Origin of the sequence: Marinobacter arenosus, from assembly GCF_019264345.1 — a bacterium.
GTDB lineage: Bacteria > Pseudomonadota > Gammaproteobacteria > Pseudomonadales > Oleiphilaceae > Marinobacter > Marinobacter arenosus.
Genome location: NZ_JAHVAO010000001.1, coordinates 3,088,123 through 3,109,970, shown reverse-complemented (window position 1 = coordinate 3,109,970; position 21,848 = coordinate 3,088,123). Strand labels below are relative to the sequence as shown.

The window sequence follows — 21,848 nt, the reverse complement described above, 5'->3', positions numbered from 1 at the left end:
CTGATTGAATAACACACAACCAGCGGATACTGTGTAAACGCTGGCCAGCGATATCAGGGCCGGCATTTTCGCACACAACACCCTGAGACGTCTTCGCCTTCGAGCCGACACCATGACCCTGCCCAGCGATCCGGTTTTAACCGTCCTGCTCTGTGCCGCGGCCTACCTTGCCGGTTCCGTGCTGTTTGCCCTGCACGTGAGCCGGCTCTGGAAGCTGCCGGACCCACGGGCCCTTGGCTCAGGCAATCCCGGTGCCACCAATGTCTACCGCACTGGCGGCTGGCCACCAGCCCTCGCGACACTGGTTCTGGACGCAGCCAAAGGCTGGCTACCGGTCTGGCTGGCCCACGCCAGTGGGCTCTCGGTGATGGCACAGGCCATGGTGGCCCTGTTCGCGGTTACCGGCCACATGATTCCCGTGTTCTACCATTTCAAAGGCGGCAAGGGCGTGGCGACAGCGCTGGGCGCCGGCCTGGCCCTGGCCCCGGTAACCACCCTGGTGATGGCAGCGATCTGGCTGCTTGTGATGTGGCGCTGGCGGATTTCTGCCCTGGCATCCCTGATCGCCATCATCAGCGGCCCGATCATCAGCGCCTTTATCGAGCCCAAAACCCTGCCCTTGTTTGGTCTGCTGGCGATTCTGATCGTGGTTCGCCACCGCAATAACCTGATTCGGCTGGCCCAGGGCCGGGAAACCGGGCTTTAGGCACGGCCTTAGTCCACCAGGCCATTGGAACGGGGCTCGGTGATCGGCGGCAAGGTGTTCATGGGCCAACGGGGCACGGCAACAATGCGCTCACCATCCTGCTGGCCCGATTTCAGTCGTTGGGCCCCGGCGTAGGCAATCATGGCACCGTTATCCGTGCAGAACTCCGGCCGCGCGTAAAAAACACCGGCCTTCAGTTTTTCCGCCATTTTTTCCAGCCCGGCGCGCAGGCGCTTGTTGGCACTGACACCACCGGCAATGACCAGGCGCTTGCAGCCGGTGTGCTCCAGTGCGCGGCGACATTTGATGGTCAGGGTATCCACCACCGCTGCCTCGAACGCCAGGGCGATATCGGCCCGGGTCTGGTCGTTGAGATCCCCGGCTTCGCGGGCGGCGTTTACGGTATTGAGGGTAAAGGTCTTCAGGCCGCTAAAGCTGAAATCCAGCCCTGGCCGGTCCGTCATTGGCCGTGGAAACCGATAGCGCCCCGGGGTGCCCTGCTCGGCCAGTGCGGCGACACGGGGACCGCCGGGATAATCCAGTCCCAGCATCTTGGCGGTCTTGTCGAATGCCTCGCCCGCGGCATCGTCCACCGACTCACCCAACATGTCATAGGCGCCGATGCCATCAACGCGAACCAACTGGGTATGGCCGCCGGAAACCAGCAAGGCCACGAACGGGAACGCCGGCGGATTCTCCTCCAGCATCGGCGCCAGCAAATGCCCTTCCATGTGGTGAACACCGAGAACCGGCAGCCCCAGCGCAAACCCCAGAGAGTGGGCCACCGAGCCGCCCACCATCAGCGCGCCGATCAGGCCGGGGCCGGCGGTGTAGGCAATGCCGTCCATGTCTGTCCGGGTTTTGCCAGCCTCAGCCAGCACCTGGTCGCACAGGGGAAGCAGCTTGCGAACATGGTCCCGGGACGCAAGCTCTGGCACCACGCCACCATAATCCGCGTGCATATCAATCTGACTGAAGAGCGCATGGGCTAACAGCCCCTGCTCGCTGTCGTACAGCGCCACACCGGTTTCGTCGCAGGAGGTTTCAATACCAAGAATCAGCATAATGTCAGGGCCACGTTGATCGGCTATAATAAAAAGAGCCGCATTTTAGCAGAAACCCGAAACGCCCTGTCAGATTCATCGAACAAACATTGACCTCGCCATCGGGCAAGCGCTATCATTGCCGCCCTAAAATACGCACTGGTCGAGTTTTAGCCAATCTGACCAGGGATCGAACCGGTCTGGCCTGGCCAGACGGACAAAATTGAAACCGAATCTATCAGGTAGGTGATTTTCGAATGCCAGCTGTTAAAGTGAAAGAGAATGAACCGTTTGACGTAGCACTGCGTCGCTTCAAGCGTTCCTGCGAGAAAGCCGGTGTACTGTCTGAAGTACGTCGTCGCGAGCACTATGAGAAGCCGACCGCTGTTCGTAAGCGCAAAGCAGCCGCTGCCGTTAAGCGTCATCTCAAGAAGCTTCAGCGGGAACAGCGCAAGTTCGAGCGTCTGTACTAAGTTCTGACTGACGCCGCTTGACTGCAAAGCACTGAATTGCTTGTCCAGCCGCAGGCTGCACAGAGCGACTCACAAAATGCCGCCGAGGCCTGGCTTCGGCGGCATTTTTGGCTATGGCCGAACCTGACAAGTCCTGGTTGATCTGGAGTCTCCATGAGTGGACTGATCCCTCAACGTTTCGTTGAAGACCTGCTCGATCGTCTCGATCTGGCGGAATTGATCGGTTCACGCATCACCCTCAAGAAAGCCGGCGCAAACTACAAGGCCTGCTGCCCGTTTCATGATGAGAAGACACCGTCGTTCAACGTAAGACCGGACAAAGGCTTCTATCACTGCTTCGGTTGCGGCGCCCATGGCGATGCCATCAGCTTTATCCGGGAATTCGAGGGCCTGGGCTTCACTGAGGCGGTCGAGGAACTGGCCAAGCGGGCCGGCCTGGAAGTGCCCTACGACAAGGCGGCCAAACAGGAAATCCAGCAGGCCCGGACACTGACCGACGCCCTGGATTTTGCCAACCGCTTCTATCAGTCGGCACTGGGTGGCCAGCAAGGTGCCTATGCGCGGGATTACCTGAAGCAACGGGGCCTGGATGACGCCATTGTCCAGCAGTACCAGCTTGGCTATGCGCCAGCGGCCGGAACGGCACTGTTCGATGCCGCCGGCACGGACCTGAAGGGCCCCCTGGTTGAGACCGGCACGGTGTCGGATAAATACGGCCGGCCACGGGATCTGTTCCGCAACCGGGTCATGTTCCCGATCCGTAACAGCCGCGGTAAAACCATCGCGTTCGGTGGACGGACCCTGGGCGATGACAAGGCGAAGTACATCAACTCCCCGGAGTCCGATGTCTTCCACAAGAGCCGGGAAATCTACGGACTCTTCGAGGCAAAGCAGGCGCTGCGGCAACTGGACAAGCTGCTTGTGGTCGAAGGTTACATGGATGTGATTGCACTGGCCCAGCACGGCATTCATTACGCCGTGGCGACACTGGGCACGGCAACCAACCAGGACAGCCTGACCGCCCTGCTCAGGCAGGTGCGGCACATCGTGTTCTGCTTTGACGGCGACCAGGCCGGCTTCCGGGCAGCCGATCGCGCCATGGACAACGCACTCGAATTGATGGCGGACGGCATGCACCTGCAGTTCCTGATGCTGCCACAGGGCGAAGACCCGGACACACTGGTCCGCAAAGAAGGCCGGGAAGCGTTCCAGAAACGGATCGACGGCGCGACACCGCTCTCCAGGTACCTATTTGACCGGCAGAGCGAGGGCCTGGACCTCCAACTGCCGGAACACCGGGGCGAATTGCGGGCGCGGGTGGAACCGCTGCTGAACAAAATGCCCAAGAGCACCCTTCGGGATGCGATGTGGCACGAAATGCTGCGTCTGTGTGGCGGCCGCAATCAGTGGCAGAACCGCCAGCAGAACCAGGGTGGTCAATGGAAAGGCGAACGCCGGGACCGCATCGCCGAGGAACGCATCGACGTAAGGCTGAGTAAGGACAGTATCCTGTGCCTCGCGTTGCTCGAAGCACCGGACATGGCGGCTGAGGTAACCGAACTGGCAAGAAGTTCACGTCAGTTTGATCAGGCCCGCAACTTTGCAAACTGGATTTTGGACCAGGACATCCGTGACCGTAAAACCCTGGTGCGCTGCCTGGCCCTCGACGGCCAGGCGCGGGATCGCTTCTTCCATCTGTTTGACGGGATTGAGCACATTCCCGCACGGGAGAGCACGCTGGCAGCGGCACGGGAGTTACTGAGCCCGAACGAGGAAACATCACGCCAGCAGCGCCTCGCGGCCCTGTTGCGCAATTTTTCGAACCTCACAACCGAGGAACGGAAAGAATTAAGAACCCTGAGCAGTGGTACTCAGGACTAACAGCACTTGAAACTAGACGCATTGATCACCATCTAACCATTCGGTGGCAGTGCAACTGAGCGACAGCTATAATGGCTGTTTAACTTTTTTTCCTTCTAAAAAGCGAGTTCACAGGGTGTCTATGTCAGGCAATTCGCAGAAATCACGTTTAAAAGACCTCATCGCACGAGGCAAGGAACAAGGTTACCTGACTTACGCCGAGGTAAACGATCACCTCCCGGAAGACATCGCCGACCCGGATCAGGTCGAAGACATCATTCGCATGATCAACGACATGGGCATTCAGGTCACGGAAGAGACGCCGGACGCTGATACCCTGCTGATGACCGAGGGCGATTCCACCGCTGACGAAGCAGCCGCCGCCGAAGCAGCCGCCGCACTTGCCGCTGTCGAGACCGACGCAGGCCGCACCACCGATCCGGTCCGCATGTACATGCGGGAAATGGGTACCGTGGAGCTGCTGACCCGCGAAGGCGAAATCGTCATCGCCAAGCGTATCGAGGAAGGCATTCGCGATGTCATGGCCGCCGTTGCGCATTTCCCCGGAACCGCCGGCACCGTTATCCAGGCGTACGACCGGATTATCGAGAACGAAGGCCGCATCAGCGATATCGTTACCGGCTTCCTCGACCCGGACGACGCCGAGCCGTTCATGGGTGAGGAAACCCAGACTGAAAGCACCGAAGATTCCGATTCCTCATCCGACGACGATGACGATTCCAGCGATGAAGAAACCGATAACGGTCCGGATCCGGAAGAAACGCGCCTGCGTTTCGAGCTGCTGAAAGAAAAGCTGGCCGTCGCCGATAAGGCGCTCGCCAAGCACGGCCGTTCCGACAAGAAAACCCAGGAAGCCCTGAATGATCTGGGCCAGGTGTTTGCACCGTTCAAGCTCGCCAACAAGGCGTTCGATGAGCTGGTTAACGTCGTCCGCTCCACCAACGATCTGGTCCGTGAGAACGAACGCGCGATCATGCAGATCTGCGTTCGCGACTGCAAAATGCCGCGCAAGGACTTCATCAAATCGTTCCCGGGCAACGAAGTAAACCTGGACTGGGCCGACAAGATTGCCAAGAGCAAGAAGCCCTACGCCGCGCCGATGGCCGAGCGCATTGATGAAATCGTTCGTCTGCAGAAGCGCATCCAGAACGTGCAGACGGAAGTGGATCTGGACGTTGCCGACGTCAAGGAAATCAATCGTCGCGTCTCCATCGGTGAGGCGAAGGCCCGTCGCGCCAAGAAAGAAATGGTTGAGGCCAACCTGCGCCTGGTGATTTCCATCGCGAAAAAGTACACCAACCGCGGCCTGCAGTTCCTCGACCTGATCCAGGAAGGCAACATCGGCCTGATGAAAGCCGTGGATAAGTTCGAATACCGTCGTGGCTACAAGTTCTCCACCTACGCCACCTGGTGGATTCGGCAGGCCATCACCCGCTCCATCGCGGACCAGGCCCGGACGATCCGTATTCCGGTACACATGATCGAAACCATCAACAAGCTCAACCGCATCTCCCGCCAGATGCTGCAGGAAATGGGTCGCGAACCGACCCCGGAAGAGCTGGGTGAGCGCATGGAAATGCCGGAAGACAAGATTCGCAAGGTCCTGAAGATCGCCAAGGAGCCGATCTCCATGGAAACCCCGATCGGCGATGACGAAGACAGCCATCTGGGCGATTTCATCGAGGACATCCAGGCGCTCTCGCCGGTGGATTCCGCCACCGCCGAAGGTCTGCGCGAGTCCACTCGCCTGGTACTGGCCGGCCTGACTGCCCGCGAGTCCAAGGTACTGCGCATGCGCTTTGGTATCGAGATGAACACCGACCACACCCTGGAAGAAGTCGGCAAGCAGTTCGACGTCACCCGGGAGCGTATCCGCCAGATCGAAGCCAAGGCCCTGCGCAAGTTGCGCCACCCTTCCCGCTCCGATCACCTGCGTGGGTTCATTGACGACCAGGGCAACCAGGGTTAATTGCTCAAACAGTAGCGGGCGCCACACCTCACCGGTATAATGGCGCCCGCTTTGTTTTCCCCACCAGGAAACACCCTTCAAAACAGCATTTTGCTGCTTGGGCCTATAGCTCAGTTGGTTAGAGCAGGGGACTCATAATCCCTTGGTCGCTGGTTCGAGTCCAGCTGGGCCCACCATTTCTGAATGACTGAACGAAGTTCCTGCCACCTACAGCCTCACTACCCGACCGCCTCGACCGAACCGGCATAAAAAAGCCCGAGTCCTGCGAAGGAAACCCGGGCATACAGACCAACAAGTACTGACCATCAAGCTAGGGTTTCAGTATCCGCCTCCCATGTGACAGTCCTGTTGCAGCGGCTCACGCCAATAACGGGTACCACGTGGACAGGTCAGGGAGAACACGGCGCGGTTCGAGCCGCCCGCCGATCGACAGGAACCCAACCGCGGTTGGCTCAAGCGAGAAGCATCGCGGCAGGCTGACCTTTGAACACAACCTGCTGGCCAACCTTGGGCACCTGGGCAGAGTGATCAAGGAATCCGGACAAGACGACGATGATTATGGTTTTGATGAACAGGCCTGGATGAACCAACCGTCGAAAAACAATACATTCAGGGTGGAAACCGCCCTCTTCCCCAATGCCCGGAACCTGACAAAACCCAGATGCATGCCTCGGGTTCAACAACGCCAGATGAATGCAACCGGTCCGTCGCAAAGCGAACTCTTCGATGAATCCGGTAACTTTCTGGGGGCGGTGAGCCCGGTGTCGGCCGACAGCTGGCTTACCGGGTGGACGGGGTTCCCGGAATCCTGATACCGCTTCAAGCCTCGCAGCAAGCAACAAAAAAGCCCCGGAATTCCGGGGCTTTCTTTTCTTTTTTTGTCTGTCAGCCTCTGGATTTCATGAAACGACGTCGGCATCCGAGGGCAAAGAGGCCAACCCCCAGCAGAGCCAAGGTCCCTGGCTCGGGTACATCGACGGTTCCACCGATCGGTGCAATATGACTGATCGTAAACCCGTCACTGGGCAGGTTGAACCCGGCGGCGAGCATTGTGGTGTCGATCACCGCCCAGTCAAGCTCAGGGGTGTTCTCGAACAGCCCATACCACTGTGCGTTCTTGATAAAGAAGTACTGCGTCGGGCTTGAAAGCTCGAACGCAATGACAGTCGAGCTGCCGTCAACCAACTGGTACGACTGAGTTTCGACTTTATCGCCTTCCTCATACGTCGTTGAGCTTCCACCAAGACTCGACAGCAAGTTATTGATCCAGCAAAGCTCGGTGCTCGGGCTGTTGCCGGTACCACAGGTGCCAGTGGGATTGGCATTCAGGTCGTTGGTTTCCCCCAACAACACGTCCGCGCCGCCCACGTCTTCGGTTCCGATCATGTAGGCCGAAGCCGAGCCAGCCCAGGCGAGGCTTGCAGCCAGAACCACAGATTGAGTTAATGCCTTCATATCCTTATCTCCCCCAGTAAGGGACTATCAAATCCAACCGCTTGATCCTGTTAAAGTTACAGGCCCTGCAAGCGAGTTATCACTGATACCACCCAAAAAGTCAGGCGAGTGTTAACGCGCGTTCACTCTACTGTTGCACAGTCCGCGCCAATATTTTATTACCAGATTAAATTCAGGATGATGCTCACACACCAACCATCCCCGCGGGGATCGACTGTAAAGATTCCCGACAATCGCGCCGCCCCGCCATTACAACGCAGGGCTTTTGCGCCCGGTCACACTTCAGGCAACGAAACGCAACAATTCCGCACAAAAATAAACGCCCGAAACTCCCATTAAGCTTATGTTTTTAAATTACTTTTACATGCCACTTATGGGTACGTGGTTTTGCCGACACCGATCTCTGTCAAACAAGCCAAAGTCCTGATAAGACAAGCCTCATACACTAAAACTGAACAAACGTACCAGTCGTGTTACCGCTTCGGTCAACGACGCGAGTATAAAAACAAAACAGATGATGGAGTGTATCGATGGCTTCCAACTCCCGGTTTTCTGTACGGGCGATGTCCCTTGCCGTTGCAACAATTTCTGCCAGCCTTTCCATGTCAGCCAACGCCAGTATGGGCAACCTCGGGACTACCTACGGGGTCATGCCGGTGGACGTCGCGACTGCGCAATCGCTTTCCATGTTCAACGACCAGGTTTCGGCCACCTATTACAACCCGGCCTATCTCACCAAGGACGCCCGCGGTGAGCTCACCACCGGCATTCTTCACGCCGAGCAGGAATTGCGGTCCGCCAATCCGAATGCCGATGGGGATGTGCTCTCCAACTCCCCGAGTCAGCACGTGCTGATTGGCATGAAGACCAACCTCGGCTCAATTACCCGTTTTGACCATCCGATCTACCTTGGCTTTATTGCCGGTGTCGAAAAATATGGCAAAGAGATGCTGGCCTTCAGTTCGGAAACCACTGAAAGCGGGCAGTTTCTGCAGTACGGCAAGGAGCCGCTTTTCCTGAATATTGGGGGTGCGACATCCCTCTGGCGCGGCATATCCGCCGGTGCGTCGGTTCGTGTCACCCTGGAAGCGGCCGCCAAACTCGATGCGGTCTCAACACTGGGTGGTGAAACCAGTCGCGAGCGACTGTCTGTCAACGCGGAGCCTTCGCTGAAGACCATCCTCGGCACCAACATTGATCTGGGCAGCACTTTCTGCCCGGGTTCCGACTGCTTCCTCAATGGCTGGGAAACCGCCCTCACCTATCGGACCAAGTCCGCCGCCTCCACGGCCATCGATTCCAACATCATCGTGACCCAGACCATTCCAGATCCAGGCCTGAGCCTCGCGGTGTCGACCATCGATTCGTTTCAGCCAGAGACTTTCGCAATCGGTACACAATACCGGGGCGAGAACTGGCGCGTGGGTGGCTCTATCGAGCAGCAGAACTGGTCAGAGCTGGAGGATGAGTTCGCCGCCGATACCATCAAGGACCAGCAGTCTGCCGCCCCCAGCGATCGAATCCGGTTCGATGACATCCTGATTCCCCGGCTCGGTGCGGAATATGAGCTCAACAAGAACTTTGCCCTGCGTGCGGGCGTGGCGTTCGAGGAATCCCCCCTCAAGTCCACCCGCAATCCCGAGATTAACTATCTGGACACCGACAAGATTGTCGTGGGTCTTGGCCTGAGTGCGACCTACGACCGCACCCGCCTGCTCGCACATCCGGTGCGCCTGGACATTGGCTATCAATACCAGCAACTCCAGGAACGGGATTTTACCCTGGTGGACTACGACGGTAACGAAACCGACGTAACCGCCGACGGCGATGTTCATGTAATCAGCGGCTCCATCACCCTGAAGTTCTGAGGAGAGGTTCTGCCATGAAATACAACAAGACCCTGGCACTGATTCCAGCCATGCTGCTCGCGGCCTGTGGCGGCGAAGAACAGACCATGAACGAGCCGGCCACACCGGGATCGGTGGTCTATTCCTATCCGGCCGACGGGCAATCGGGCATCAGCCCCAAAGCCAGCATCGTCGTCCGCTTTTCCCATGCCATTTCGGACGAAGAAGCGGACCTGCAACAGAAGATTCTGGTGACCGACGGTACCACTCCCGTCACCTTCACCGTCACCAAGGTGGATGGCGGCCGAAGCCTGAAACTGACGCCGTCCAGCGAGCTGGCAACGGGCACCGAGTACTCGGTTACCTTCACTGATCCACTGCTTGCGGCAGGCGCCCGAGAGGTCAGCACCCCGAACGCCCAGGGTCCTGAAGGCATTCAGTTCTCCACACGGGGCGGTTTTACCGGGATCGCCGGGCTGGACAACCTGAGCGGTGAATTCGCCGTTGCGGAACTGATTCCCTCCCCAGACAATCAGTTCAAGCCGATGAACTTCTCCACCTTCCGGCTCACGCTGACCCATCCGGTGCACCCGGAATGGCGTGAAATGGGCGGTCAGATCACTCTGGAAAATGCTGCGGGTGAGACCGTCCCTGCAACGGTACTGGTGGATCAACGCCGGATCACGGTTGATCCCTGCACCGTTGAGTCCAAGGAACTCTGTGGCAGTAAAGACGACGCCCTCACGGCCGGTGAAACCTATACCCTTCGGATCCAGGGTTTGCCAAGCCACACCAGTGCCGGGGTATTGGACTTCACCCAGGAGTTCACTCCCCGTGAGACCGGGCCGACCGTGGTGCTGTTCCAGGAGGTCATTGACTCAGGGCTGCTGGCAGGCAGCGATGAATCCGCCGCCCAGACGTCCCTGCTCAACGGCCAGATCATCAATGGTGTCACCCTGAATTCCGTTCTTCAGGGCGTGGCCGGACCGTCACAGCAAACCGGCGGATTGTTTGCGGAATTGGCGTACGCGCCCTCATTCTCGGCGGACGAGCCGTTACCGCTGCGGGTCCCCAAGGGCAGTGTCCTGACCAGCAGCAGCCTGGATGTGAAGATCAACGGCAGCGTGCCCGTGCTCGACGCCAGCACCGGACAGCTGCAGACGACCGGCGACATTAACGTCACCATGCTCTCCGATGCGACCGGGTACCTGAGCCCCAATCCCTACACCGATGACCTGAGCGCCCCACGTCACGTGAAGCTGTTCATGGATGTGGCCATGAATACCGAGGCGGCGCAACCGAATGCCTCCCTGTCACAGGATCTGCTCGGCGTTGAACTCAGCGGTATTGCCCTGGTGAAGGACGGTGTGCTGACCATCGATGCCATCGGTGTGGTGGAGCCCGAACTCCTGGGCCAGGAGTACACCGATTCCACCATCGCCTTCCGGATCGAAGCCGCAACCGACGCGGACTCGGTTCTCGACGCCGCGCAACTGCGGACCCTGGACACCACCAGCCCGCAATTGGTGAGCTGGATGCCCGGCCCTGCCGACGCCATTCCAGCCACGCGCCAGTCCATGCAACGCCCGGGCGACCCGGTGATCCTGAACTTTGATGAGCCGCTGGATCCTGAGACGGTCGCGAGTGGCATTACCGTCATTGAGGGCGCCACAGCCTTGCCCAACGAAGACGTCGAAACCAAGCTCGACGGCACCGTCGTGGTCATTAACCCAAAGGGCGGGCTCAAGCATGGCGTTGGTTACAGCGTCCAAATCGATTCCAGCCTGACCGATCTTGCGGGCAACGGAGCAACGGCACAGTCAATCGAATTCTCACTGCCTGCGCTCAGCGATGGCACCGAAGCTGATCCAGCATCTCCGATTGCCCTGACCACCTACCCTGGTTTCCCTTGTGTAACCACCGCCGTCGATTTGAATGCCCGGACTCATGGTCAGTGTGTGGATGACGCGCCAAACGGTCCTGAGGGGGACGTATTGCCGGTCACCACCCTACCAGCGGACCGGCCGATCGTGGTGGTCTTCTCTCAGTCCATGGATCTTGCGTCGATTCGTTCTGGCGAAACCTTTGTGGTGGAGAAAGTCGCTGCCGACGGCACTTACCTGAGTGACGTCAGCGGCCGCCTCGAAACCAACAATCAGCGCATTCGCTTCTATCCGGACCAACCCTGGGAGCAAGGCAGCTTCTATCGGTACACCCTTGCCTCAGGCACAGTCGTTAATGACTGCGCCAACGCCGTTTGCTCCGAGGCGGGTTATCCACTGCAAACCGACCTGCTGGTCAACCCGGAAGATGTCGGTGGCCCGGATCTGACCATCTATTTCGAGGGGGCTGAAGAACGCCAGTCAGTGTTTACTCCTCTGAGAAACCTTCCGATTCGGGACGTCAACTCCAACTATGTAATTGACTGCCCCACCCTTGGTGGTACGGATTGCCTGGAACCGTTCAATCACGACGTCCACGAAACCGATGGATTCAAGCCTTCGGCCAATGCGGCAAAACTGGCGGTTACCGACAAAACTGCAACGGTACTGGGCGCGCCTGCCGGAGCCAGCGTGGGCTGCTCGGCCGATGAGACCTGTCCGGAATCCAAGTTCATCTACCAGACCTACGGTCTGAACACAGAGGTGGTCGGTCCAGCCGTGGATGAAGAAACCGGCAAACAGGGTGTTCGGGTGCTGCTGTATCCCACCATGTTGGCAACCACCTCCGCCACGGTGGTTCTGGATACCCTTGGCGAGCAAGTCACTGGCCCCCAGATCCTGCGTATGCGATACGGTAAAGATGATCCCGCCTGCAATGACAGTTGCGCACGCAGCGGATTGATTCCAGGCATCATTGTCGAAGGCGAGAACGGCGGGCCGGTCTTCAAGACCACGGCGGAACTGACACTGGACGCCCCGAACCTGGTCGTTCCCCTGGAGGGCGCTTTGCAGCATAACCTGTACGCCTATCCATTCACTCTTGAACTGGATGGTGACATCACGTTCTTCGATGATGGCCGCATGCAGATCGAACAGAGAAACTCTAATGTTCCCGAAATCAATGTGTTGGTTTCCACTGAAGATGCGATTACTGGAGCGCTGATCGATTTCGGCTCCTGCCTTGGCGGCCTCTTATTTGGCGATACCACGGCCTGCGAAGCCCTCTTGTCTGAAGACACCGAGTCCACGGGGGCCGTACTGATCCCCCTGGTCATCCCGGACCAGGGGCTTTACCTCAACTTCATCTCCAATCCCATAAAGGAAATTCCTGCACAGCAGTAACCTCAGGCCTTTGCCTTTCAGGCCAGCCTTCGCGGCTGGCCTTTTTTTAGGCCCGAAGCCCGCCCCGGACTTTTCCCATCCCCCTGCTATCCTGCTAATCTGGTTGCGCAACGAAACTGCCCGATCACAACAAGAATCCGCCAGGAGAGAGCATCCATGGAAAACGGCACCCATTACCGAACCTGCCACCTTTGCGAGGCCATGTGCGGCGTCGCGATTGAAATGAAGGATGGGCACATCGCGTCCATCAAGGGTGATGACGAGGACCCGTTAAGCCGTGGGCACATCTGCCCCAAGGCCGTAGCCCTCCAGGATCTCCACGAAGACCCGGATCGGCTGCGCAAGCCGGTACGGCGGACGGACGACGGCTGGCAGGAAATGGAGTGGGACGAAGCGTTTGATCTGGTGGCCGACAAGCTGAATCACACCCGCAAGGAGTTCGGTCGCAACAGTGTGGGCGTCTACCTGGGCAACCCCAATGTCCACAACCACGGCTCCCTGGTGGCGACCATGCCCTTCCTGCGGGCCCTGGGCACTCAGAACCGGTTCTCGGCCACGTCCAACGATCAGCTCCCGCACATGCTGGCGAGCCTCGAGATGTTTGGCCATCAGGTGCTCTTTCCAATTCCGGATATCGACAACACTGACCTGTTCATCTGCATCGGAGCCAATCCCATGGCCTCGAATGGCAGCCTGATGACGGTTCCGGATTTCCGCGGCCGGATAAAACGCATGAAAAACCGGGGCGGAAAACTGATCGTGATCGACCCCCGGCGAACCGAAACCGGCAAGCTCGCTGATGAGTTCCATTTCATCCGGCCCGGCAACGATGCCCTCTTGATGATGGCCATGGTGCACACCCTGTTTGCCGAGGACCTGGTCAACCTTGGCCCCGCGGAACACCTGGCCAAAGACACCGATCTGCTGCGACTGGCGGCACTGGCATTTACCCCGGAAGCGGTCAGTGAGCACACCGGCATTGCCGCCGAGGACATCCGACAGCTCACCCGCCAGTTGGCCAGTACTCCCAAGGCGGCGTTATACACCCGCATGGGCACCAGTACCCAGGTTTTTGGTGGTGTCGCCACCTGGCTGGCCTACTGCCTGAACATCCTGACCGGCAAACTGGATACACCGGGCGCCATGCTGTTTACCCAGCCTGCCATCGATCTGGTTACCCTCGGCGCCATGGCAGGCCAGAACGGCCACTTCGGCAAGCGGTACAGCCGGGTGAAGGGTTTGCCGGAATTCGCCGGCGAATACCCGGCCAGCACCATGGCGGATGAAATCCTGACTCCGGGCGACGGCCAGATCCGTGCCTTTGTCACCGTGGCGGGCAACCCGGTGCTGTCCAGCCCCAATGGCAAGCGCCTGGAGCAGGCGTTGAGCGGGCTCGACTTCATGGTCTCGGTCGACTACTACCTGAACGAGACGACGCGCCATGCAGACATCATCCTTCCGCCGACCGCTGCGCTGGAGCGCAGTCATTACGACCTGATTTTCAGCATGTTCGCGGTGCGCAATTTTGCCAAGTACAGCGAGGCTCTGTTCGACGCGGGCCCGGACAGTCGGCACGACTGGCAGATCCTGCTGGAACTGGCGCACCGCCTGGAAAAAAAGCGCAAGGGCGGCAGCCTTCCGCTGCGGTCGGAGCTTGGATGGCGGGCATTCAAACAGATTGGTCCAGACCCGATCCTTGACCTGTTGTTGCGGTCCGGCCCCTACGGCACCGACGCAGGTCGCGTTCGCGGGCTGGCTCAACCGGTCGTTGATCTGGTGCTGGACTTACTGCCCAACCGCCATCCGCTCCGGGGCCTGGCCAAACTCAGCCCACTGAACCGGCGCTGGCAGGCGTTGCCAAAGGGCTTGTCGCTGTCGGCCCTGAAAGACAACCCCAACGGTGTGGATCTCGGCCCCCTTCAGCCATCGCTGCCCGACCGCCTGTTCACACGGGATGGCCGAATCAATCTCGCGCCGCGGCGTTACCTCACGGACCTGGATCGATTGCACGAACACCTGGCGCAACCGGTAACCGACACACTGGTGCTGATCGGTCGACGTCACGTTCGCAGCAACAATTCCTGGATGCACAACAGCCAGCGGCTGGTGAAAGGCAAGGATCGTTGCACCCTGATGATTCACCCCAGAGACGCAAGCCGGCTGGGCCTGCAGGCCGGCGACTCGGCGCAGATCTCCGCCGAGACTCGAAACATTGTGCTGCCCGTGGAGATTACCGAAGATCTCATGCCCGGTGTGGTTTCCGTACCCCACGGCTGGGGCCACGACCGTGACGGTACGGGCCAGTCTGTTGCCTCTGCCCATGCCGGAGCGAGCATCAATGATGTCCTCAGTGACGAGCAGATTGATCCGCTGGTCGGCACGTCCGTATTGAATGGGCAGTCGGTAACTGTCAAAGTCTGGCGTCCGGAACGACAACGCAAACGCGCCTGAGCCCAAACGAGGAGACCCGAATGCCATTGTGGCTGCAGTGGACCCTGATTATCGCAGGACTGATTGCCATCACTCTGCTGCTGGCCTTCATCCGCCGCCAGGTTGGCACCCTTTCCGAGGGGCGCCGGCGCCGGATGAAAGCCGAAGCGTTCCAGCAGAAGCGCCGTGACGACATGATCGACAGCATTCGTGTCATTGCAATGGCGGTCGAAACGGAGCAGGTCGAGTATTCCGAGGCCTGCCTCCGTATAAAAGGCCTGCTGGATCATGTTGCGCCCGAGCTGCTCGAACAGACACCGTTCAGGGTGTTCCAGGAAGTGCACGAAAAACTGGAACACATGCCCACCCATCGGGCCCGCCAGGCGACCGACACTCGCTTCGTCGAAAAGATGGACAAGGAACGGTTTGAAGTGGAAAAGGCTCACGCAGACGAGATCCGGCGGGCGGCTACCGCCATTCGGCATCATCAGTTTGATGCCAAGTAGGCAAGCTCATCTCGGCGACTGGTCAGACCGCCTTTTTTGTAACTTTTTGTAACCGAGAAGCCGGCCAACAATCCAGGTTAGTCCTGAAAATCAAAAGCTTCCAGCGGACAGAAAAGTTGACAGCAAACTCATTCCTTCACGCCGGCCACTATTGACTTTTCTTTTCCCTTCCTTCGACTAAATTGAAATCAGGGCGTTGCCTAAATCTGCGACGGCATCTGCTCTTCGTTGTTTTCTCCTGATAAGTTTGGACGACTCTGCAACAAGCGGGTGAGCTTGCCGGCCCTGGGGCCGGCTTTTTTTGGTGGAAAAACGCGGGTTCGTTGAGCTACTGGCTCATCATACCCGCCATGGCCATGATGCTGTTTTTGCTCTCAACCAGCTCATCAAACTGGGCCTCGACCTGATCCCGATCAAGCCCCAATTCATCGAAATCCGCCTGACTGATGACCTCGCCCGCACCGAGCGCGATCCCTCTGGCGGTCAGCAGCTGCCGTCCCAGCCACAGCAGCTTGGCGTACACCCGGCAAGGCCCATCATAGGCCCGGTTCTTCTGAAACCGAATCGCGAGCGTCACCTCATCGGGCATGCCCCAGTTCTCCATCAATTGGGCGGCAATCTGTTCCCGTGTAATACCCAGGAGGTAGTGCTCGGTAACCGAGGAATCGATCTTTGGATTGGCCTCAAGCGATCGGCATACCAGCTTGAAATGGGGCGGAAAAACCTGGGCCAGGACCAGGTAACCGAAGTTGTGCAGCAAGCCACCCAGGTAGGCAAGTCCGAACAGGGGCCGCTCACCGCGGGGCATCATGCTGGCAAGGATGCCCGCCGATTGGGCCTGCCATATCGCCTGTTGCCAGTAATCAACGTAACCTTCGGGGTGGTCCTGCGGCTGCTTCAAGGCGCGCCCCAGCGAAAGGCCCATGGCCAGGTTCATGACCAGGTCAAAGCCCAGCACCCGGGACACCGCGTCGTGAACCGAACGGACCTGCCCCGCCGCCGCGTAGAACGATGACGACGCCCAACTCACGACCTGCGCCGCCAAGCTTGGATCGCTCTCGACGATATCCACAAGGTCGCCCATGACGGCATTGGGATTGACCCGCAGATGGATGATGCGTTGCGCGGTTTCCGGCAGTGGCGGCAATTCCAGCGTGTCTTCCAGGCGCTGCTGGATACGCAGGCCGGTGAATTTCTTGATGGCGGAATGGAGCTGATCCCGGTCCCGACCGTGATCGTCGAGGTTGACGGCGATCGACTCGGGATCCACCGCGAAATCCCTCCGATCGGCGTCGCTCGTCAACGCCTTGAATTCGTTTCCCGGTATGACCATGGCCAGACCCTGTTCTTCCAGCTCCAGGGCAACGGCGGGCAATGCATCCACCCGCTGGTCCACGATGGTCGGCCAGCCGGTGAGGGAAGGCAGGGCCGGGAGCGGGGTCAGTCCCGCCCGTTCATAAACGCGGACCTGTTCACGACGTTTCATCACCCGGAAATCTCGCCCCAGGCGTTTGTTCAGTTCCTCAAGGTCGATCAGATCGTCTTTACGGCAGATCACCTGAAGATTGCCGCCCCCGTCACTCAGCAACACCATGCGCAGCAGTTGGTCCCGGCTGGCCTGGCATGCACTTCGCAGCGACACACCCGAGACCGAATCACCAAGGGCTTGCTGAACTGCGACAGGTAGTTCCATAGTCTGCTCCATATATTGCTGCAGGCTGAAATCCAGCCTTATCCTTGAAAGGTCAGAGTCAGTATAGGCAAACCCGACAGCTCAACGGGCACTCTTATACATCACCGTAGCGAATTCTCTCTCCCAACCAGCGCCGAATCAGGGCTTCCACCACCTCCCGGTCCGGCATCAACCGGGGTGCCATTTCTCGAACCGGCTCAATCCAGCCCTTGTCCCGCTCAAAATCGGCAAGTCGGAACTGCATCATGCCAGTCTGTCGGGTACCCAGCACTTCGCCTGGCCCGCGAATCTCCAGGTCCTTCTCGGCGATGAAGAATCCGTCCTGGCTGTCCCGCAGCGCCTGCAACCGGGCCTTTCCGTTGCTGGAAAGCGGTGGATGGTACATCAGCACGCAGAAGCTGGCCTGCTCGCCTCGCCCCACCCTGCCCCGCAACTGGTGCAACTGGGCCAGTCCCAGGCGCTCCGGGTTTTCAATGATGATCAGCGAGGCGTTGGGCACATCCACCCCAACCTCAATGACCGTGGTGGCCACCAGCAGATCGAGTTCGCCGGTCTTGAACTGCTCCATGACGCCGGCTTTTTCCGCCGCCTTCAGTCGGCCGTGAACCAGACCAACCTTGAGGTCCGGCAAACGCTCCGACAATTCCTGCGCGGTGACCTCCGCCGCCTGGCACTGCAGAGCCTCCGACTCCTCGATCAGGGTACAGACCCAATAGGCCTGCCGTCCCTCACGGCAGGCATTGCGCACCCGTTCAATGACGTCCTCACGCCGACTGTCCGGAATGACGATGGTTTCGATCGGCTTTCGCCCGGGAGGAAGCTCATCGATCACCGAGGTATCGAGATCGGCGTAGGCGCTCATGGCCAGGGTTCGCGGAATCGGGGTCGCCGTCATGATGAGCTGGTGCGGCGCCAGACGGGCACCAACGCCCTTTTCCCGCAGTGCCAGGCGCTGGTGAACGCCAAACCGGTGCTGCTCGTCGACAATCACCAGCGCCAGACGGTCAAACCTGACATCGTCCTGAAACAGGGCGTGGGTGCCGATCACCACACCGACCCTGCCCGTGTGCACCGATTCCAGGGCTTGCTGCCGGGCTTTTCCCTTCACTTTGCCAGAGAGCCAGGCCAGATTGATACCCAAAGGCTCCAACCAACTGCGGAAATTCTGGTAATGCTGCTCGGCCAGAATCTCGGTCGGCGCCATCAGCGCCACCTGCGCCCCTGCACCAATCGCCTGTAACGCTGCTAGGGCTGCGACCACCGTTTTGCCGGAACCGACGTCGCCCTGAACCAGCCTCAGCATTGGCAGCGGCTGGCTGAGATCCTGGCGGATATCCGTCATTACGTGACGCTGGGCCCCGGTGAGCTGGAATGGCAACGAATCGAGAAAGCGATCAGCAAGATCGCCGGTTGGCAACAGGGGCAGAGCTTCGCGCGCCTGGATCTGTTCCCGGACCTGCAACAGGCTGAGCTGGTGAGCCAGCAATTCCTCCATGACCAACCGCTGTTGGGCGGGGTGCCGGCCTTCCATCAGCAGGTGAACCGGCGCGTCGGCAGGCGGCGAATGCACCAGCTGCACCGCCTCACTGATGCCAGGCAACTGGTAATCCGCCAGTAACGACGGCGGCAACCAGTCCCGGATCGGAAAGCGTTGGAGGTACCCCAGTGCCTGCTGGCAAAGCCCTCGAACCCGGGGTTGCTGGATGCCCTCGGTGAGGGGGTAGACTGGCGTGAGCGTCGCCTCCCCGTCAGCCGGCATGGGCGGGGGGTTCACCTGGTATTCGGGATGGTAGAACTCGTACCCCGCGCGACCGGGACGCACTTCTCCGAAACACCGGACCCGGGCGCCTTCGGTCAACTGGTTTTTCTGGGCAGCGTTGAAATGGAAAAACCGCATGACCAGAAAGCCGCTGCTGTCCTTGAGGGTGACCTGCAGGCTTCGGCGACGCCCCATCACCAGATCCGCCTTCATGACCTCGCCTTCGGCAACCGCCACGTCGCCGATTCGGAGACTGCCCATGGGCACTATCCGGGTGCGGTCTTCATAGCGGTGAGGAAGGTGAAACAGCAGGTCCTGCAGCGACGCGATGCCCAGTTTGGCGAGCTTTTCCGCCAGGGCGTTGCCGACCCCCTTGAGCTGGGTGACCGGGATGTCATCCAGTGACGTCATGGGCGACTCAGGCGCTTTCGGCCACGGCCGGAGTGTCTGTTTTCGCCTTTTCAATGACCCGGCACTGGCTTGCGGCAAGTGACAGGACATCGATCGCTTTTGGCCGCGGGAAGGTCACGCGCCACGCGAGTGCCACCGTCCGGAACGGCACCGGCGGCGCGAATCGGCGTACGGCAAGGATGTCTTCGTGATATTGCATGGCCGTGGCAGCCGACAGGGGCAGAACGGTGATGCCAAGGCCGGAGGCGACCATGTGCCGAATGGTCTCGAGGGAACTGCCCTCGGTCACCAGCGAGGGCGACGCGGTATCCACGCGGCGAGTGACGGCCTCAACCAGCGGCGGGCAGGATTCCAGCACCTGGTCCCGGAAACAGTGCCCCGGCCCAAGCAGAAGCAACTGCTCCTGTGCCAGCTCCTCCGCCGTCAACTGGTCCTTCTCGGCCAGCGGATGACCCGCCGGCAGCAGCACCACGAACGGCTCATCGTAGAGTGGCAGGGTAAGGACCTCCGGCTCCTCGAACGGCAACGCAATGATGATGGCGTCAAGCTCGGACTGCCTCAGCTTCTGGCGCAGGTTTGCCGTGTAGTTCTCTTCAATGTACAGCGGCATGTCCGGCGCCGCGCGCCTCAGTTCGGGCAACAGATGGGGAAACAGGTAGGGGCCAATGGTGTAGATCGCCCCGACCTTCAGCGGCGAATTCAGTTGATTTTTTCCATCCTGGGCCATGTCCTTGATCACACCGACCTGATCCAGTACCCGCTGGGCCTGCTCAATGATACGCTGCCCGGTCTCGGTCACCCGGATGCTGCTTTTGCTACGTTCAAACAGGGGGATGCCCAGCTCATCCTCGAGCTTCTTGACGGCGACACTGAGCGTCGGCTGACTGACGTGGCAGCGCTCGGCGGCGCGGCCAAAATGCCTTTCACGGGCAAGCGTAACGACGTATCGTAACTCGGTAAGAGTCATGTTGAGCTCCGGTCAATGGGGTCCAGGTCGAAGTTTCGCTTATTTATGGGTTCAAGCATAAGGATTGAAATTGTCTATGGCAATGACTGAAGGCACCAACACACCCAGGGTTCTGGTAGCCGGTTGTGGCAAACTTGGCAGCGCCATCGCCGGCCTGCTTACCGACTCGGCCACGACCTTCGGCCTGCGGCGAAATCCGGACCGAATTCCGGAGGGGATTCACCGCCTCAAAGCCGACCTGATGCACCCGGAGTCCCTGAAGGAAGTGGTCCCAGCGAACCTTGATGTGGTGATCTATTGCCTGACACCCGCCAGCTACGACGAGCAGGGTTACCGGGACGCCTATGTGAATGGCCTCGCCAATCTGCTCGCGGCCCTCGGTGACCAGCCTCTGAAGCGACTCATCTTCGTCAGCAGCACCAGCGTCTATTCCCAGGATGATGATGACTGGGTCGACGAAAATAGCCCTACCCAGCCCAGTCGGTTCAGCGGCGAGCAGATACTGGCGGGTGAACGAACCGCCCTGGAAAGCGGCCACCCAGCAACCATCGTGCGCTTCAGCGGCATATACGGCCCTTCAAGGCAACGATTCCTGGACGAGGTCATTGCCGGCCGCATGGACCCCCAGTCCCCGGCGCCCTTCAGCAACCGCATTCATGAGGAAGATGCCGCCCGGGCCGTCGAGTTTCTGACTCGGCAGGCCCTGGCGGGCGAATCCCTGCAGGATCTCTACATTGCCAGTGACAGCGAGCCGGTTCGGCTCGATGAGGTGGTTGCGTGGGTGCGTCAACAGACGCCCTGTGCGGAGCCGGTCGAGGGTGCCAGAAAAGGCGGGCGGGCCGGAAGCAAACGCTGCAGCAACCAGCGCCTGCTGGGAACCGGCTTCCGGTTCCACTACCCCAGCTTCCGGGACGGCTACCGCGACATGATTGCCAACCGGTAGTTCTGGCCGAAAAACAAAAAGGCGGCCGTAGCCGCCTTTTTCTTCTGACCGGAGCCAGGTGTCAGCCAGATCAGCTGAGCACCATCACCGCTTCCATCTCAATGGGCACGCCCTTGGGCAGCGCCGCAACGCCTACGGCCGCACGGGCCGGATAAGGCTCTTCGAAATACGTTGCCATGATTTCGTTCACGGTCGCGAAGTTGGCGAGGTCCGTCATGTAGATGTTGAGCTTCACAATGTCCTTGAGCTCACCACCAGCCGCTTCACACACCGCCTTGAGGTTCTCGAACACCTGACGGGTCTTGGCGGAAAAATCGCCCGCCACCACTTCCATGGTTTCCGGAACCAGCGGGATCTGGCCAGACAGATACACGGTGTCACCGGCTTTTACCGCCTGTGAGTAGGTGCCAATCGCCTGCGGGGCGTTTTCAGTCTGGATAACGGATTTGTTGGTCATGACTTTGGAATTCCTCTCTTTCAA

The 21,848-nt window shown here is 59.5% G+C and carries 16 protein-coding genes and 1 tRNA gene; 11 read left to right on the top strand and 6 right to left on the bottom strand.

Annotated elements, in window-relative coordinates; translation table 11 throughout:
* The first annotated feature begins 112 nt into the window (after nucleotides 1-112).
* Nucleotides 113-706: a glycerol-3-phosphate 1-O-acyltransferase PlsY gene (gene plsY / locus KXD86_RS14175; RefSeq protein WP_218636647.1), complete on the top strand. Its 594-nt coding sequence runs from the start codon at nucleotides 113-115 to the stop codon at nucleotides 704-706.
* 8 nt (nucleotides 707-714) lie between these two features.
* Here the strand turns inward: plsY and tsaD are convergent, their stop codons facing one another.
* Nucleotides 715-1,770 carry a tRNA (adenosine(37)-N6)-threonylcarbamoyltransferase complex transferase subunit TsaD gene (gene tsaD, locus KXD86_RS14170; RefSeq protein ID WP_218636646.1) on the bottom strand — a complete coding sequence of 352 codons (1,056 nt, stop codon included), beginning with the start codon at nucleotides 1,768-1,770 and terminating at the stop codon, nucleotides 715-717.
* Between the two features lie 236 nt (nucleotides 1,771-2,006).
* Here tsaD and rpsU point away from each other — a divergent pair, with 236 nt between their 5' ends.
* The 5 genes from rpsU to KXD86_RS14145 all read left to right on the top strand — a co-directional run bounded on the left by rpsU (nucleotide 2,007) and on the right by KXD86_RS14145 (nucleotide 6,884).
* Nucleotides 2,007-2,222: a 30S ribosomal protein S21 gene (gene rpsU / locus KXD86_RS14165; RefSeq protein ID WP_007153483.1), complete on the top strand. Its 216-nt coding sequence runs from the start codon at nucleotides 2,007-2,009 to the stop codon at nucleotides 2,220-2,222.
* 153 nt (nucleotides 2,223-2,375) lie between these two features.
* Nucleotides 2,376-4,103, top strand: a complete 1,728-nt coding sequence (gene dnaG, locus KXD86_RS14160) for a DNA primase (protein WP_218636645.1) — start codon at nucleotides 2,376-2,378, stop codon at nucleotides 4,101-4,103.
* Nucleotides 4,104-4,224: 121 nt separating this feature from the next.
* A complete protein-coding gene (gene rpoD, locus KXD86_RS14155; RefSeq protein ID WP_218636644.1) occupies nucleotides 4,225-6,072 on the top strand; it encodes an RNA polymerase sigma factor RpoD in 1,848 nt (615 codons plus the stop codon).
* Between the two features lie 99 nt (nucleotides 6,073-6,171).
* Nucleotides 6,172-6,248: transfer RNA gene (locus tag KXD86_RS14150), tRNA-Ile, on the top strand.
* Nucleotides 6,249-6,596: 348 nt separating this feature from the next.
* On the top strand, nucleotides 6,597-6,884 hold the full coding sequence (locus tag KXD86_RS14145; protein ID WP_218636643.1) for a hypothetical protein: 288 nt from the start codon (nucleotides 6,597-6,599) through the stop codon (nucleotides 6,882-6,884).
* A 73-nt stretch (nucleotides 6,885-6,957) separates the two neighbouring features.
* On the opposite strand, the gene KXD86_RS14140 is transcribed toward KXD86_RS14145, so the two are convergent.
* Entirely contained in the window at nucleotides 6,958-7,527 is a 570-nt protein-coding gene (locus tag KXD86_RS14140; protein WP_218636642.1) for a PEP-CTERM sorting domain-containing protein, read from the bottom strand.
* Nucleotides 7,528-8,057: 530 nt separating this feature from the next.
* On the opposite strand from KXD86_RS14140, the gene aupA reads away from it, so the two are divergent.
* The 4 genes from aupA to KXD86_RS14120 all read left to right on the top strand — a co-directional run bounded on the left by aupA (nucleotide 8,058) and on the right by KXD86_RS14120 (nucleotide 15,594).
* Nucleotides 8,058-9,395, top strand: a complete 1,338-nt coding sequence (aupA, locus tag KXD86_RS14135) for an alkane uptake protein AupA (RefSeq protein ID WP_218636641.1) — start codon at nucleotides 8,058-8,060, stop codon at nucleotides 9,393-9,395.
* 14 nt (nucleotides 9,396-9,409) lie between these two features.
* The gene (locus KXD86_RS14130) at nucleotides 9,410-12,658 is read left to right on the top strand and encodes an Ig-like domain-containing domain (protein ID WP_218636640.1); all 3,249 of its coding nucleotides are present in this window, start codon (nucleotides 9,410-9,412) and stop codon (nucleotides 12,656-12,658) included.
* A gap of 156 nt (nucleotides 12,659-12,814) precedes the next feature.
* Nucleotides 12,815-15,109, top strand: coding sequence for a molybdopterin-dependent oxidoreductase (locus tag KXD86_RS14125; RefSeq protein ID WP_218636639.1), 2,295 nt, complete (start codon nucleotides 12,815-12,817; stop codon nucleotides 15,107-15,109).
* 20 nt (nucleotides 15,110-15,129) lie between these two features.
* On the top strand, nucleotides 15,130-15,594 hold the full coding sequence (locus KXD86_RS14120; protein ID WP_218636638.1) for a DUF2489 domain-containing protein: 465 nt from the start codon (nucleotides 15,130-15,132) through the stop codon (nucleotides 15,592-15,594).
* A 328-nt stretch (nucleotides 15,595-15,922) separates the two neighbouring features.
* Here the strand turns inward: KXD86_RS14120 and KXD86_RS14115 are convergent, their stop codons facing one another.
* From KXD86_RS14115 to KXD86_RS14105, 3 genes are all read right to left on the bottom strand, one after another.
* The gene (locus tag KXD86_RS14115) at nucleotides 15,923-17,287 is read right to left on the bottom strand and encodes an aminoacyl-tRNA deacylase and HDOD domain-containing protein (RefSeq protein WP_218636637.1); all 1,365 of its coding nucleotides are present in this window, start codon (nucleotides 17,285-17,287) and stop codon (nucleotides 15,923-15,925) included.
* Nucleotides 17,288-17,381: 94 nt separating this feature from the next.
* Complete coding sequence (gene recG / locus KXD86_RS14110) at nucleotides 17,382-19,457, bottom strand: ATP-dependent DNA helicase RecG (protein ID WP_218636636.1); 2,076 nt, start codon at nucleotides 19,455-19,457, stop codon at nucleotides 17,382-17,384.
* 7 nt (nucleotides 19,458-19,464) lie between these two features.
* Nucleotides 19,465-20,424, bottom strand: a complete 960-nt coding sequence (locus tag KXD86_RS14105; RefSeq protein ID WP_218636635.1) for a hydrogen peroxide-inducible genes activator — start codon at nucleotides 20,422-20,424, stop codon at nucleotides 19,465-19,467.
* Between the two features lie 76 nt (nucleotides 20,425-20,500).
* On the opposite strand from KXD86_RS14105, the gene KXD86_RS14100 reads away from it, so the two are divergent.
* Entirely contained in the window at nucleotides 20,501-21,367 is an 867-nt protein-coding gene (locus KXD86_RS14100) for an NAD-dependent epimerase/dehydratase family protein (RefSeq protein ID WP_218636634.1), read from the top strand.
* Nucleotides 21,368-21,437: 70 nt separating this feature from the next.
* Here the strand turns inward: KXD86_RS14100 and ridA are convergent, their stop codons facing one another.
* Nucleotides 21,438-21,824 (bottom strand): deaminase RidA, encoded by a 387-nt coding sequence (gene ridA / locus KXD86_RS14095; protein WP_218636633.1) that lies wholly within the window; start codon nucleotides 21,822-21,824, stop codon nucleotides 21,438-21,440.
* Between the last annotated feature and the right edge of the window lie 24 nt (nucleotides 21,825-21,848).

What these genes read in the sequence shown, in the direction of transcription:
- plsY (WP_218636647.1), top strand. Translation starts at nt 113, where the DNA reads ATGACCCTGCCCAGCGATCCGGTTTTAACCGTCCTGCTCTGTGCCGCG.
- tsaD (WP_218636646.1), bottom strand. Translation starts at nt 1,770, where the DNA reads ATGCTGATTCTTGGTATTGAAACCTCCTGCGACGAAACCGGTGTGGCG.
- rpsU (WP_007153483.1), top strand. Translation starts at nt 2,007, where the DNA reads ATGCCAGCTGTTAAAGTGAAAGAGAATGAACCGTTTGACGTAGCACTG.
- dnaG (WP_218636645.1), top strand. Translation starts at nt 2,376, where the DNA reads ATGAGTGGACTGATCCCTCAACGTTTCGTTGAAGACCTGCTCGATCGT.
- rpoD (WP_218636644.1), top strand. Translation starts at nt 4,225, where the DNA reads ATGTCAGGCAATTCGCAGAAATCACGTTTAAAAGACCTCATCGCACGA.
- KXD86_RS14140 (WP_218636642.1), bottom strand. Translation starts at nt 7,527, where the DNA reads ATGAAGGCATTAACTCAATCTGTGGTTCTGGCTGCAAGCCTCGCCTGG.
- aupA (WP_218636641.1), top strand. Translation starts at nt 8,058, where the DNA reads ATGGCTTCCAACTCCCGGTTTTCTGTACGGGCGATGTCCCTTGCCGTT.
- KXD86_RS14130 (WP_218636640.1), top strand. Translation starts at nt 9,410, where the DNA reads ATGAAATACAACAAGACCCTGGCACTGATTCCAGCCATGCTGCTCGCG.
- KXD86_RS14125 (WP_218636639.1), top strand. Translation starts at nt 12,815, where the DNA reads ATGGAAAACGGCACCCATTACCGAACCTGCCACCTTTGCGAGGCCATG.
- KXD86_RS14120 (WP_218636638.1), top strand. Translation starts at nt 15,130, where the DNA reads ATGCCATTGTGGCTGCAGTGGACCCTGATTATCGCAGGACTGATTGCC.
- KXD86_RS14115 (WP_218636637.1), bottom strand. Translation starts at nt 17,287, where the DNA reads ATGGAACTACCTGTCGCAGTTCAGCAAGCCCTTGGTGATTCGGTCTCG.
- recG (WP_218636636.1), bottom strand. Translation starts at nt 19,457, where the DNA reads ATGACGTCACTGGATGACATCCCGGTCACCCAGCTCAAGGGGGTCGGC.
- KXD86_RS14105 (WP_218636635.1), bottom strand. Translation starts at nt 20,424, where the DNA reads ATGACTCTTACCGAGTTACGATACGTCGTTACGCTTGCCCGTGAAAGG.
- KXD86_RS14100 (WP_218636634.1), top strand. Translation starts at nt 20,501, where the DNA reads ATGGCAATGACTGAAGGCACCAACACACCCAGGGTTCTGGTAGCCGGT.
- ridA (WP_218636633.1), bottom strand. Translation starts at nt 21,824, where the DNA reads ATGACCAACAAATCCGTTATCCAGACTGAAAACGCCCCGCAGGCGATT.